Consider the following 13,455-nt stretch of genomic DNA (forward strand, 5'->3'; position numbering starts at 1 on the left):
GACCGTGCCGAGCCCTGCGCCCCCGGCGTTCGAGCACTACCTCCTGACCCGCTTCAGCGCGGTCTTCTCGGCCGACGTCCCGGCGCAGGAGGAGTGGCTGCGCTACCGCCTCGGCTTCTTCGTCGACGCCTGCTGGTCCTCGGTGCGCAGCCAGCAGGGCGCGGACTTCACCTGGCTCGTCCTCTTCGACGACCGCTGCAGCGACGACTTCCGCGCCGATGTCGAGGCTCTCGCCGAGGGCACGTTCACCCCGGTCTGGAGCCACGAGCGGTGGACGCCGTCGATCTTCGGCCGCGCCATCGCCGAGCGCAGCCCGGCGGACAGCGCTTCGCCGTGGCTGCTGACGACCCGGCTCGACAGCGACGACGCTATCGCGCGCGACTTCATGGCGGCCGCGCAACACGAGTTCGCGCCGACCGAGGGCCTCTTCGTCGACTTCCCGCGCGGCATCCAGGTCGACCGGAGCGGCGCCACCTACCTCTACGACCAGCTCTCGAGCCCGTTCCTCACGCTCGTCGAGCGCCGCCGCGCCGAGACGACGCCGCGCACCGTGTATGCCGCCCGCCACGCCCGCGCACGCGAGTGGGGTCCTCTCCGGGAGGTGAGTGCGCCGCCGATGTGGGTGCAGGTCATCCACGGCACCAACCTGCTCAACATGACGGTCGGTGCCCGGATCTCACCCCGCGTCGTCAACGAGCGATTCGACCTCGAGCTCGTCTACGAACGGGACGTGCCGACGTGGGACCTATGGCGCCAGAAGGCAGTCCACCGGGTCCGGCTCGTTCGCCTGTGGGTGCGGCACCCCAGCGAGCTGACGAAGCTCGTCGAGGCGAAGTACTGGCGGGTGCGCGGCACGCACGTGCGGCCGCAGGGCATGTCGCCCTCGCTGACCGAGGCGGTCAAGGCGAGGGCCGGCCGGCTGGGCTGGCGTCGCTGACCCGGACACACGGCATACGCGAAGGGCGCCGCCCACCTCGTGGTGGACGGCGCCCTTCGACGTGAGCGGTCGGCTCAGATGAGGCCGAGACCCTTGACGGCGTCGCGCTCCTCGGCGAGCTCGGCGACCGAAGCGTCGATCTTGCCGCGCGAGAAGTCGTCGATGTCGAGGCCCTGGACGATGCTCCACGCGCCGTCCTTGACGGTGACGGGGAAGGAGGAGATGAGTCCCTCCTGCACGCCGTAGGAGCCGTCGGAGCGCACGGCCATCGAGACCCAGTCACCGTCGGGCGTGCCCTGCACCCACGTGCGGGCGTGGTCGATGGTCGCGGAGGCAGCCGATGCGGCCGAGCTGGCGCCGCGCGCCTCGATGATCGCCGCGCCGCGCTTGGCGACGGTCGGGATGAACGTGCCGGCCAGCCAGTCCTGGTCACCGACGGCCTCGGCGGCGTTGCGGCCACCGACCTCGGCGTGGAACAGGTCGGGGTACTGCGTCGCGGAGTGGTTGCCCCAGATCGTCATCTTCTTGATCTCGGTGACCGGCACGCCGAGCTTGGCCGCGAGCTGGCTGATCGCGCGGTTGTGGTCGAGGCGCGTCAGGGCCGAGAAGCGCTCGGTCGGGATGTCGGGGGCGTTGCTCATGGCGATGAGCGCGTTGGTGTTGGCCGGGTTGCCGGTCACCGTGATGCGGATGTCGTCGGCCGCGACCTCGTTGAGGGCCTTGCCCTGCGGGGCGAAGATGCCGCCGTTGGCCTCGAGGAGGTCACCGCGCTCCATGCCCGGGCCGCGGGGGCGCGCGCCGACGAGGAGGGCGTGGTTGACGCCGTCGAAGACCTTCGTCGCGTCGTCGCCGATCTGGACGCCGGCGAGGGTCGGGAAGGCGCAGTCGTCGAGCTCCATGACGACACCCTCGAGCGCCTTGAGCGCGGGGGTGATCTCGAGCAGGCGCAGCTCCACCGGGGTGTCGGGCCCGAGCAGGGCACCGCTCGCGATGCGGAACAGGAGGCTGTAGCCGATCTGGCCGGCGGCGCCGGTGACGGCGACCTTGACGGGGGTAGTGCTCACAGGTAGGCCCTTCACATCGGTGTGGCGCTGGACGTTCCGACGCTATCAGTGGCCACGTGCTCGCCCGGACGGGCGCCCGTGCTCAGCGCGCGCCCGCCGCATGCGAACGCAACGGTCGTGACGACCATCACGCCAGCCCGGTGAGTGCTCCCCACGGCTCACCCGGGGGCGTATGCCGTCACGCCGGGTCGGTGCCCGCTGCGCGGTCGCGGTTGCGGCGGGCCTTCGCTGCCTTGTCGGCTTCCTCCGTCTTGGCCGCCTGAGTCGCGTCGCGGTACCACTGGGGCAGCGGGTCGGCGCGGACCGCTCGGGGCGCAATCACGGTGCCGTCGCAGTCGTACTGTCGGCGACCCAGCAGCTCGGGCAGCACGGTCATCGCGCGCTCGAGGGCGTGGGCAAGCGTGCCGTCCTTCGGGGTCGGCTCGCGAACGAAGCCGAGGGTGTCCGGGCGCAGCAGCGGACGGATCGCGTCGAGGCGGGTCCAGAACATCGTCCCGGCGAAGAAGCCGAGCTCCCTCGGGTCGTCGAGCCGGGACAACGCCTCGGGCGTCACCGCGGGCTCGACGAGGCGGCGGACGGTGTCGGCGTTGCCGGCCCAGTAGGTGGAGAGGGCGAAGTAGCTGCCGCGAGGGCCGATGACCCCGGTGTCGGGGCGGTGCAGCACCTCGACGAGCTCAGCCAGGACCGCCGGGTCGGTGGGGACGAGCTGCTCGATCATCTGGTCGCGCCAGACGTCGCCGGCGCCGAAGTGCGCGACTTCTTGGCGTGGACCTTGAGGGCTGAGACGTAGCCGCGGTCGGCAAGGTGCTCGGCCACCACGAGGAAGGGCAGGACGTCGCGGCCCCGGTTGGGCACGGTGACGCACCGTGTGCCCGGCAGGGCCATCTCGATGTCGCCGGCGAGGTGGGCGTGCTGTCGGGGGAGCGTGACGTAGAGGTCGACTCCCGCGGCGGCGAGGCGTTCGAGTGACGGCACGAGGGCGGGCCACACCTCGGCGTAGTAGAGGTGCAGGACGGCGGCCGTGTCGCCGGTCCGGGGTCGGCCCCGAGGGCCGAGGCGGTCGAGGCGGCCGAGGCGGTCGAGGCGACGACGGGCGGCGCGCACCGCCAGCACGTCCCGCAGGTCGGTGCGCTGCCCGCGGAGGCGAGCGCGCACCGGACGGAGGCGTCGACGGATCCGACGGGCGAGCGTGGGGCGGGGCATGTCTCTCCTGCGCAGGCGTGGTGGGAGGGCGGCGGGACGGCTCAGACGGTGAGCGCGAGCGACCCGAGGGCGATGATCCAGCTGACGAAGCTGCCGACGAGGAAGTACTCGGTGACGTCGTCGATGCCGGCGGGGCCGCCCGGGTAGGAGCCCGTCCCGGTGGGGTCGCCGCTCGCCGAGCGGGCGGCCGCCTGGATCTCGGGGAAACGGAGCAGTCCCTTGGCGGCGATGACGAGACCGGCGGCGCCGAACTCCCCGGCCACGCCGAGGCCGAGGATGACGAGCCGCTCCATGGGCCCAAGCAGGCGCCCGCCCTTGAGGCGGTCGGCGGGCTGGGCGCTGGTCGGGGGAGCAGCACGCCCCGTGAGGGAGGCGGCGGCCGCGGCGGCTGCGTTGGCGTTGGTGACGTCGGACGGGCGCAGGGCCCCGATGGTGAGCAGGACGAGGCGCACGATGACGTTGGCCGTCGCGACGTTGAAGAGGACGAGCCCGGCGAGGAGCAGGACCCGTCCGACAGGGAGCGGATCGGTGCCCGGGAGGTCGGCCCAGCCGAGCCACGTCGCGAGCGCGCCGCCCGCCGGCGACGCTGCCCCGGAGAAGGCGAGGAGACCGACGACGAGGGCCGCGAAGACGGCCAGCGGCGCGAGGGCGCCGCGACCCGTCATCTGGGTGCGACGCGACAGCTCGGCCCATCCGGCCCCGGCGACGGCGGCGAGGGCGAGGGCGAGCAGGTCGGCCCAACCGTGCATCCCGGCCACGAGGGCGAGGCCGAGGATGACGACCGGGGCGGCCACGTGCCCGACGGCCCGGCCGGGTCGCCATGACGTCGACCGGACGATGTCGCCGACGCCGATGCCGGCGAGGACGATCGACAGCCACGTCACGGCAGGTCGCCGAGCGTCGTCATCGCCTCGAGCGCGACCCCGATGCCGTCACGGCGCACGCGCTGCGAGACCGCGGACGGGCTGATGCCGACCCGGTCGGCGACGTCGTGCTGCGCGTGGCCGTGCATGAGTCCTCCGAGGATCTCGCGTGAGGTGGTCGACATGGAGCCAACCATGAAGTCCAGACAGTCGAGCGCAGCCCGCACCGCTGCGACGGTGGCCGGAGCCTCGTCGGGGGCGACGTAGGCCGTCCGGGACGTGCGCGTCTGCGCGCGTTGCGCCCGGTCCTCCGCCACGGTGATGGCCTCGCGGGCGGCCCAGTAGGCGGGCCCGTCGTGGATGCCGCGCACCGGGTCGAGGGTCGTGACGGCGCCGCGGCCGAGGCCGAAGCGGACGTCCGCCCGGGGGAAGAGCTCGGTGCGGACGACGAAGCTGGCCCGCAGCGCCGCGCCCAGGGTGGGATAGACGCCCTGGAACTCGTCACCGACGGTGATGACGGCTGGGTCGTCGATCGGCACCTCGGCGTTGGCCCGGGCGACGGCGGCCTCGAAGGCGTCGTGCAGGGCTTGGCGCTCGCGGTGGGTGCGGGACTCGACGATGTCGCCGATGAGTGCCACCGGTGAAGGTTCGACCTTCAGATCTGCCATGTGAAGATCATATCTTCATATTCAGGAAATAGAGCCTTGACCTTCACAAGGTCCTCTTCAATGACCGGAATGTCCGATAACGCAGTCAACGGCTGATCTGATATGTACCGTCCTGCAGCATGACCGTTCACTTCCCCCAGTCGCCCTCGGGCGCAGCGCCGGCACGGCGACGCGTGCTCTCCGGGCTCGGAGGCGGAGCCGCCCTCGCCATGGCGACCGCGACCGCCGCGTCGGCGGCCTCACCAACGGTGGCTCCCAGCGCGATGGTCGCGGCCACTACCACGACCGACCCGGTCCTGCATCTTTTGCGCCGCGCCACGTTTGGCCCGACACCTGCGCTGGTCGCCGAGGTCCGCACGACGGGCACGACGGCATGGCTCGACGCACAGCTCGCGCCGCTCACCAAGGTCCCCGACACCGCTATGGACGGCATCCTCAAGCGCTGGCCGCGACTGGGCTGGAAGACGTGGGAGGTGCGCGAGCGCCTATCTGTCGCTGACCGGGCCTTGGTCATGTATGACCTGCTCGAATCCCACCTTGCCAGAGCGCTCTTCTCGCGTCGCCAGCTTCTCGAGACCGCTATCGATTTCTGGACCAATCACCTCGTCATCCCGGTTCCCAGTGATGAGGTCTGGGATAATGCACATCTCTTCCAACGTGACGTCATCCGTAGGTATGCGCTGGGCAAGTACTCTGACATGCTCAATGCGGCGGCCCGGAGTCCAGCATTGCTTAAGGTTCTGGATAATGCCGACAGCGCAAAGAGGATGCCGAACGAGAACTACGGCCGGGAGCTGCTTGAACTGCATACCGTCGGGATCGGCAACTACACGGAGGCGGACGTCAAGATGTCCGCTCTCGCCTTAACAGGCCTCAGTGTTGACGCCGAGCAAGGTCTCTACTACTACAAGCCAGCGCGCCGGTATGTCGGTAAGGTTCAAGTCCTCGGATGGTCCCATGCGAATGCGTCCTCGGAGGGTGGAGAAGCGGTTGCGACCTCTTATCTCAACTACCTGGCCACCCATCCGGCCACGGCCAACCGGATCGCGACCAAGCTGGCCATCCGCTACGTGTCGGACGCGCCGCCCGCCACCCTGGTGACCAAGCTCGCGCAGGCCTACCTCGCCAACGGCACCGCCATCGCGCCGGTCCTCCGTGTCCTCTTCCTCTCTCCGGAGTTCGCTGCCTCGATCGGTCAGAAGCTGAGGACTCCTTACGAGGACGCGCTCGCCAGCATCCGCATCATGGAGCTCACGCCGGAGCCCGTTCCGGCCCCCGGGCAGAGCGAGCTCCGGAGCCTCCTGTGGCTGACCGGCACCTTCGGGCAGGCACCGATGGGCTGGCCGGCGCCGAACGGCTACCCGGACGTAGCAGCCGCCTGGGGTGGCGCCTCGGGAATGGTCAACCGCTGGAGCTTCCATCTCGGGCTGGCCGGCAACTGGTCTTTGTTGAAGACGATGTCGCGACCTGACCTGGCCACGTGGGTCCCTTCGCCGCTCCCGACGACGTATGCCGCCCTCATCGACGCGCTCGCTGCGAAGCTGCTCATCACGCTGACCACCGCTCAACGCGATGCCCTCTGCCGTTTCGTCGACCACGCGCCCACCGACGTGCTCAAGGCCGGTGTGGCCGCGGTGACCTGGCGGCTGCCGTATCTCGTGGCGCTCCTGCTCGACTCTCCGAACTTCGCAACCCGTTGAGGACCCCATGACAACGTCGTTCATCCCAGCCGCGGGGACCAGCATGCCGGAGTGCAGTTGCCCCCAAGGGCGGGCCTCAGCGTCAGCGCTGTCGCGGCGCACCCTCCTCGCGGGCGCCGGGGCTCTCGGAGCCGTGGTCGGCGTCGCTGGCCCGAGCGCAGCAACACAGCTCGCCTTGGCGGCCGACTCGTACACGGGTGACACCGTCGTAGTTCTGAGCCTGCGCGGTGGCTTCGACGGCCTGTCTGCGGTTGCGCCGATCGGTGACCCCGCGTACTTCGCCGCCAGGCCGTCGATCGCGATCCCAGCGTCGCGTGCCATCAATCTCGATGCGATGTTCGGCCTTCACCCGGCGCTTGCTCCGCTCAAGCCGATCTGGGACTCAGGCGGGCTCGCAGCCGTGCATGCCGTCGGTCAGCTGAACCCGACACGTTCGCACTTCGAGGCGATGGCCACCATGGAGAACGCTGCGCCCGGCTCGACCATCCGCACCGGCTGGCTCGATCGGATGATCGGCCTCACCGGCTCTGTGGCCACGGTCGCCTCGACGGCGGTCGGTGCCGCGACGACGCCACCATCGATGATCGGACCCAGCCCGGAACTGGCGGTTCGTTCCGTCGACAGCTTCGTGCTTTCCGGTGCCGGCACGCCCGCCGAGGAGGCCCGCTGGGCCACGGCCATCAATGCCTTGTATGCCGGTGCGCCGCAGGCGTTGGCAGCCCCCGCGAAGGCGGCCATGGAGGCTGTGTCCACCATGTCCGGCCTCAAGGCGGCGGGCTACGTGCCTGCTAAGGGTGCGGCCTACCCCAAGGGGGCCGTCGGCGATGCCTTGCGTGACCTGGCACGGCTCATCAAGGCAGGGGTCGGGCTGCGCGCGGCCACGATCGACGTCGGCAACTGGGACATGCACACGGGGCTCGGCGCCAGCGACTCTGGCTGGATGTTCCGGCAGCTGACTGAACTCGGCCTAGCGCTCGCTGCCTTCAACCAGGACCTCGGGCCCAAGATGTCCGACGTTACGCTGGTGACGCTGAGCGAGTTCGGGCGCAGGGTCGCCGAGAACGCCTCTGGCGGCCTGGACCACGGGCACGGCAACGTCTCCCTCGTTCTCGGTGGAGGCGTCCGAGGCGGCAAGGTCTACGGTCGCTGGCCGGGGCTGGCGCCGGCCAACCTCGTCGATGGCGACCTCGCCGGAACGACCGACTACCGCACCGTGCTTGCGGAAGTCCTCGAGCAGCGCGCCAAGCTGTCGTCCACCACAGTGTTTCCGGGCCTCGCGAGCGGGCGGCTGGGTATGTTCGCCGCCAAGGTCTGATTCTCAGCTCAGTCGTCGAGGATGGGGCGTCCCTGTTCGTCGACGGCGGCGTTGGAGATGGTGTCGGTCGAACCGCTGATTTCGAGGTGCTCTCGCTGTTCGCCGGTGATCCAGGCGTAGGTCGTGCCGGCGATGAGGCCACCGATGATAGGCGCCACCCAGAACGCCCACAGCTGTCCCACGGCGCCGTTGCCGTTGAAGAAGGCGACCGCAGTGGAGCGGGCCGGGTTGATCGAGGCGTTGCTGATCGGGATCGCGACGAGGTGGGCGATCAGCAAGCCGAAGCCGATCGCGAGCGGGGCAAAGCCCTTGGGCGCATCGTCCTTGGTGGCGCCGAGGATTATGTAGACGAAGTAGGCCGTGACAAGGGCCTCGACAACGAGCACGCCACCGAGCCCGAAACCGCCGGGTGAGTGCGTGCCATAGCCGTTCGCAGCGAGGTTTCCGGTCGTCGGCAGGCCCTTCGAGGAGACGAGCCCAGCGAGCGCTCCACCGGCGAGCAGACCCCCGACGAGTTGTGCTCCGACGTAGGCCGGCACCTCGCGCCATTCGAAACGCTTGGCGACGGCGATGCCGATGGTCACCGCAGGGTTGAAGTGTGCCCCGGAGACGTGCCCGACGGCATACGCCATCGTCGCCACGGCGAGCCCGAAGGCGATCGCGACGCCGAGGTGCCCGATGCCGAGCTGGACCGGCTGCCCGTCGAGGGCCTGCACCGCGAACTTGCCGTTGAAGATCGCGGATCCGCAGCCGATGAACACCAACCAGAACGTCCCGAGGGCCTCAACCGCCAGTCGCGAGCTCAACTTGGGGGTGTACATCGGGCTCCTCACCAAGACGTCGACGCCTGCCGTCGGAGACTCCGGCGGTGGTCGCAGCGTAGTCGAAGGGCCCTGCGACTACGGCGGTCTGCGGGGCGCGCTCCTTTCCAGGACGTGTTGTGGGTAGAGGCGCGTGTCGCCTTGCTGAGTGCCGACCCACAGCGCGGCAAGCCTCGCTGCCTGAACGGCCATGGGCCCTGGAGGTCAGTCACCGGCGCTTTGGCGGAATGACGAGTTGGCGCCATCGACGGGGCCGGGCTAGCGGGCTGCGCCTCCCAGTCTCGATCACCGAGCATCGCCGCTGCGCCATTCTGCCCGATTCGTCCCATTTTCCGGACCATTTCTAACCCGCAGGGCCGGTCTGCGGAGAGGATCCCGGCATGTCGGAGATGCGGCAACACGGGCTTAAAGTATCTATGGGAGACTTGACCCGGATACCCCCAATCGCACAGTTCAGAGGCGTGCTGCCGCGCAGGTCAGGGTGGGTTTGCGCTGTGCTCCGAGGGACGGGGTCAGACGACAGGGAGCCAGGGGAATGACTCAGTTGAGCAGCCGCACCGTGGATCACACGACGCTTCTTCTGCCCGGTACGCGCCATCGATGGGCCACGCAGGAGCGGATCAAGCTCACCCTCTCGGACCTCGCGACAGCCTTTACCACCGCCGCGGTAGCACAGGTCGTCAGCCTGCCAGACGTGGGCATGGACGTAGCCGCGAGCCCGGCGACGTCCATGGTTGCTCCGTCGTACTGGCTGCTCAGCGCCATCATTGCCCTCGCATGGACCCTGGTGCTCGGCCTGAATGGCTCGCGGGACAAGCGTGTTTTGGGGTCTGGTGCTGAGGAATATCGTCGAATTTTCTCTGGCCTCGTGTGGATGCTTGGGGGATTGGGTTTCACCGCCTACTTCCTGCAGTATGCAGTGAGTCGCAACTACGTCGTGATCGCGCTACCGCTTGCAGCCATGGCGTTGTTGTCGAGCCGCTGGTTCTGGCGTAATCGACTCTTGGCCATGCGCGCTAAGGGAGCTTCTACGTCTCGGGTGCTCACCGTTGAGGCGGTCGATGACGTCGGTGGCGTGGCCGCCCACATTGGCGGGTCACCAAGGGCCGGCCTGCGTGTCGTCGGCCAGGTTTCAGTCCAGGACAAGGACACCCTGGCGGAGGACGTGGTCCGCCTTGCCCGCCAACTCGACATTGACGCAGTGGTGGTCTCTGCGTCTGCTCATCTTTCTCCTGCACATCTGAGCCAGCTCATGTGGGCGCTAGAGTCTGTTGGCGCTGACCTGATTCTGGCGCCGTCGCTGAGCGGAATTGCTGGCCCGCGTGTTCACACGAGACCCCTTGCGGGGCTGCCTCTGCTGTATGTGGAAGGGCCCCGCTACGCAGGCGCTATGCGAACGGTCAAGGATGTCTTCGACAAGCTCATCGCCTCTTGCGCGCTTATTGCTTTGGCCCCGGTCTTCGCCGTGATTGCTCTCGCAGTCAAGGTCACCAGCCCAGGGCCGGTTTTCTTCCGCCAGATCCGCGTGGGCCTGAATGGGCAAGAGTTCGAGATCTGGAAGTTTCGCTCGATGACTGACGGCGCGGACGCTCATCTAATCCAGATGGCCGAAGAGAACGGCTTTTTGCCACCACTGGTCAAGATCAAGAACGACATGCGGGTTACCTCGATTGGGCAGTTCCTACGCACGTGGTCCTTGGACGAGCTTCCCCAGTTGCTCAATGTGCTTCAAGGCACCATGAGTCTGGTCGGGCCGCGCCCCCAGCGCCCGCAGGAGGTCAGTACGTACACGGCGATGCACGCGCGCCGCCTGAAGACCAAGCCAGGGATGACTGGCCTTTGGCAGGTTAGTGGGCGCAACGATATCGAGTGGGATGAAGCTGTGCGCATGGACCTGTACTATGTCGAGAATTGGTCCTTGTCGCTCGACTTGGTCCTGATTTGGCGAACGGTCTTCACCGTCCTGCAAGGCAAGGGTGCGTATTGAGTAGACCCTGACTTAGGACCATGACACGCCGAGCAGTACTCGGCGGTCGCTGCTCTCGGGCGAATTCGCCCGGTCGACACGTGATCGAGATAGTTTGCTGCACTACAAGCCCATCCTGACCATCACCCCTTCGCGCCTCCGCGTACTTGGGAAACGCCTCCTGCAAGAGATGTCTGCGGCCGGATTTGCACCGGAGGTCGCGGTTGCCATCGCTCGCGGCGGCGTGTGGGTGGCGGACGAGATCCCGTTTGATCCCTCAGTACGTCGCTACCAGTGCAACCAGCAAAGACCGGGCACGGCAAGAAAGCAAGGAGAGCGACGCGGGCGTGCGCTGCGTCGGATGCCCCTTGGTGCGCTTAACACTCTGAGGAGGCTCGAGGACCTGCTCGGTGAACGGAGAAGTCTCTCAGTTGCGGAGCCGTCACCAGAGCTCACAGCCCAGCTGAAGGAGATCGCTGCGGACATCCGGGTCAAGCGCTTGCGGAAGGTGGTTGTGATCGACGACGCCGTGGATAGCGGTAAGACGATGCAGTGTGTTCTGCGAATCTTGACTGCCGAACTGGGGGACGACGTCTCTATCATGACTGCCGCTCTCGTCGCGACGCGACCCCCGCGGCGCAGCCTTCTAGAACCGGATTTTGCACTATATAGAGACGTCTTGCTCAGATTTCCTTGGTCCACCGATTATGTGGGCGCCAAGCCGTGAGTGTCCTACGGCAGATATTGATAGTGGATCTTGACGGAACCCTGATCCTAGATAACTCGTTTCACGCATTCCTGCGCTCCGGGTGGAGATTCGGCGGGATGACTATGCGACGCGCAATGCTGCGGGAGTCCGTGAGACGCGCGGCGGGCATGTCCAATAGGGTTGAGATGAAGCGCCAGCTCTTGAGGGCCTTTGGCAAACTCCCCGAGCCCCGCCGGCGACTGATTGTCGAGGCCACTGTGGAGATGGTCGCTCCTGTCATTTCCGGCCCCGTGATGAAGTTGATCGCTGAGTGGACGCTGACTTCCCGCCCAGTGGTCTTGGCCACTGCCGCACCGCATGTTTATGCATCTGTTCTCGCAGAACGCGTGGGCATATCCGAATGTGTGGGCACGCTGTTGCCCGCGGAGGGTGAGTACTGCGAGTTGATGGGAGAAAACAAGCGGCGCGCGCTGGAAGAATGGCTGGTCTCAAAGCGCCTGGATAGATCAGGAGCGAGATTGGTGGTTGCGTCTGACAGTGTCGATGATCTCCCAGTGATGAGATTAGCGGACGAAGTTTACATACAGTCGTCGAAGGCCGTCCTTCACGAGATCGACAGTCAGTTGCCTGCTCACGTGAGGAGGCAGCACATCGATACCGACAGCCCGCAGCCAGAGGGCGGCATCTGGCTGTGGTTCGACGACAAACCGCTGGGCCCGTTGAGCAGCTACGAGGTGCATATTGTCCTGAGCAAGCACAGATACTGTCTGCTGTACGAAGGGGCATCGCGCTGGTCGAGGATCGCCCCTGGTGGGAGCTTGGGCAGAGCCGTCCGTCGCGTTGAGTGCCCGTCGCCGCCGCCCACCGCTCAGAGAGTTCTTCTCCTGGTAAAGAGACGCGTAGTTCGAGACAAGCTGGGGATCTTCCATTGATGAAAAAGAACGTGCTCGTGGTTGGAGAGCTCCGGGACGCGCCAACCGAGGGCGCCCAGGTCGTCACGAAGGCACTCGTGGCAAAGCTGGCTGACAGTCACGTGGTCAGGGTGGCCGAGCCGTCCCGGCTGGCCTCATGGCTACCTCGAGCTCTGAGCCACCCTGCCGACCATGTCATCTTCACACACGGTCCCGGTCGGGGGGTTGTCTCGACTTCGCTTCTTCTCCGCAACTTGACGAGGTCGAGGATTACCTGGATCGCGACCCGACCCGACTTGGGTGCCCTGCCGCCTTGGCTGAAGGGGAGGCGGACGGCCCACTCCGTCATCTGCAATGTCTCTCGTAAGGAGATTGCAATTGCCGCCCGCGGGGCGGACACTATTCAGCAGTTCATCGGAATCGATCCAGAACGGCTTCGTGGCTCCTCAGCCGGAGGTCAGAGCGACCTGATCGCTGCAGCGCGTGCTCAAGGCAAGAAGATCGCACTTCACGTGGGCCACCTGCGACCGAACCGCGGACTTCAGCAACTCGCGGAGGCGAAAAATCGACTCGGTGGACGGGCCGAGGTCTTCGTTCAGAGCAGCCCGAGTTTTCCCAGCGACCCCGAGGTGCTCGACGTCCTCGCGAGCGCGGGCGTACACGTTCTGAAGGGAACCGTGAGCGACTTGGGGCGGCTGTACCAGTCCGCCGACGTGTACGTGTTTCCGACGCGCCCGAGTGACGGTGGAGCCATTGACCTGCCACTCAGCGTTCTGGAGGCTGTGGCGAGTGGCGTGCCTGTGGTGACAACGGACTTCGGGTCTATCTCGGCTGCCCTCGCTGGGGTCCGAGGCGTTCACGTGGCCCCGAGGGACGGCTTCGTCGACCTGTTGGAGGCGATTCTGACCGATCCACAGGCGCTGTCGATCCGGCCCGCAGGCCTCCCAAGTCAGCTGCACATCGACGCTCTCGCTGGAAGGGTGTCGGAGGTGATCGAGGCCCGATGAAACCTCGGATCATCAGCATCATCGGCACGGACGGAAGCGGCAAGACGACGCTGAGCGGCCTCGTGGTCGCGCGACTTGCCGAACAAGGCCGTCGGGCCTCTCATACGTGGTTGGGGGCCGAGAGCATCCTCATGGGCCCTCTGCGGCGAATCGCACGGGGGCGTTGGGACAAGAGAGGGGAAACTTCGCCCGCCACGCGCGCTGCCACCGTCGCGAGGTCTGATAGCTACTCGCACGAAGTCAAGCAGAAGCACAGTTTCCTTAACAGGCATCGTGGCGTGGCGAGGGCGT

The 13,455-nt window shown here is 67.2% G+C and carries 10 protein-coding genes and 1 pseudogene; 6 read left to right on the forward strand and 5 right to left on the reverse strand.

Annotated elements, in window-relative coordinates; translation table 11 throughout:
- The first annotated feature begins 4 nt into the window (after window positions 1-4).
- A complete protein-coding gene (locus AB4Z14_RS03455; protein ID WP_442273946.1) occupies window positions 5-937 on the forward strand; it encodes a glycosyltransferase in 933 nt (310 codons plus the stop codon).
- 74 nt (window positions 938-1,011) lie between these two features.
- On the opposite strand, the gene AB4Z14_RS03460 is transcribed toward AB4Z14_RS03455, so the two are convergent.
- The 4 genes and pseudogenes from AB4Z14_RS03460 to AB4Z14_RS03475 form a co-directional block, all read right to left on the reverse strand.
- Window positions 1,012-2,001: a malate dehydrogenase gene (locus AB4Z14_RS03460; protein ID WP_442273947.1), complete on the reverse strand. Its 990-nt coding sequence runs from the start codon at window positions 1,999-2,001 to the stop codon at window positions 1,012-1,014.
- 178 nt (window positions 2,002-2,179) lie between these two features.
- Window positions 2,180-3,204, reverse strand: a pseudogene (locus AB4Z14_RS03465) (rhamnan synthesis F family protein).
- Window positions 3,205-3,245: 41 nt separating this feature from the next.
- Window positions 3,246-4,088, reverse strand: coding sequence for a hypothetical protein (locus AB4Z14_RS03470; RefSeq protein WP_442273948.1), 843 nt, complete (start codon window positions 4,086-4,088; stop codon window positions 3,246-3,248).
- A complete protein-coding gene (locus tag AB4Z14_RS03475) occupies window positions 4,085-4,735 on the reverse strand; it encodes a SatD family protein (protein WP_442273949.1) in 651 nt (216 codons plus the stop codon). Before AB4Z14_RS03475 ends, AB4Z14_RS03470 begins: the two co-directional genes overlap by 4 nt.
- Before the next feature lie 119 nt (window positions 4,736-4,854).
- Between AB4Z14_RS03475 and AB4Z14_RS03480 the strand changes: the two genes are divergently transcribed.
- Both AB4Z14_RS03480 and AB4Z14_RS03485 read left to right on the forward strand, forming a co-directional pair.
- The gene (locus AB4Z14_RS03480) at window positions 4,855-6,435 is read left to right on the forward strand and encodes a DUF1800 domain-containing protein (protein ID WP_442273950.1); all 1,581 of its coding nucleotides are present in this window, start codon (window positions 4,855-4,857) and stop codon (window positions 6,433-6,435) included.
- Window positions 6,436-6,568: 133 nt separating this feature from the next.
- Window positions 6,569-7,750: a DUF1501 domain-containing protein gene (locus AB4Z14_RS03485; RefSeq protein ID WP_442273951.1), complete on the forward strand. Its 1,182-nt coding sequence runs from the start codon at window positions 6,569-6,571 to the stop codon at window positions 7,748-7,750.
- An 8-nt stretch (window positions 7,751-7,758) separates the two neighbouring features.
- Here AB4Z14_RS03485 and aqpZ read toward each other — a convergent pair whose 3' ends face one another.
- A complete protein-coding gene (aqpZ, locus tag AB4Z14_RS03490; protein WP_442273952.1) occupies window positions 7,759-8,571 on the reverse strand; it encodes an aquaporin Z in 813 nt (270 codons plus the stop codon).
- Between the two features lie 559 nt (window positions 8,572-9,130).
- Between aqpZ and AB4Z14_RS03495 the strand changes: the two genes are divergently transcribed.
- From AB4Z14_RS03495 to AB4Z14_RS03505, 3 genes are all read left to right on the forward strand, one after another.
- Window positions 9,131-10,558, forward strand: coding sequence for a sugar transferase (locus AB4Z14_RS03495; RefSeq protein WP_442273953.1), 1,428 nt, complete (start codon window positions 9,131-9,133; stop codon window positions 10,556-10,558).
- Window positions 10,559-11,287: 729 nt separating this feature from the next.
- Window positions 11,288-12,178 carry an HAD family hydrolase gene (locus AB4Z14_RS03500; protein ID WP_442274022.1) on the forward strand — a complete coding sequence of 297 codons (891 nt, stop codon included), beginning with the start codon at window positions 11,288-11,290 and terminating at the stop codon, window positions 12,176-12,178.
- A complete protein-coding gene (locus AB4Z14_RS03505) occupies window positions 12,178-13,164 on the forward strand; it encodes a glycosyltransferase (RefSeq protein ID WP_442273954.1) in 987 nt (328 codons plus the stop codon). Before AB4Z14_RS03500 ends, AB4Z14_RS03505 begins: the two co-directional genes overlap by 1 nt.
- The last annotated feature ends 291 nt before the right edge of the window (window positions 13,165-13,455 follow it).

The sequence above is a fragment of the Terrabacter sp. 2TAF16 genome, assembly GCF_052115065.1.
GTDB lineage: Bacteria > Actinomycetota > Actinomycetes > Actinomycetales > Dermatophilaceae > Terrabacter.

What these genes read in the sequence shown, in the direction of transcription:
- AB4Z14_RS03475 (WP_442273949.1), bottom strand. Translation starts at nt 4,735, where the DNA reads ATGGCAGATCTGAAGGTCGAACCTTCACCGGTGGCACTCATCGGCGAC.
- AB4Z14_RS03480 (WP_442273950.1), top strand. Translation starts at nt 4,855, where the DNA reads ATGACCGTTCACTTCCCCCAGTCGCCCTCGGGCGCAGCGCCGGCACGG.
- aqpZ (WP_442273952.1), bottom strand. Translation starts at nt 8,571, where the DNA reads ATGTACACCCCCAAGTTGAGCTCGCGACTGGCGGTTGAGGCCCTCGGG.
- AB4Z14_RS03505 (WP_442273954.1), top strand. Translation starts at nt 12,178, where the DNA reads ATGAAAAAGAACGTGCTCGTGGTTGGAGAGCTCCGGGACGCGCCAACC.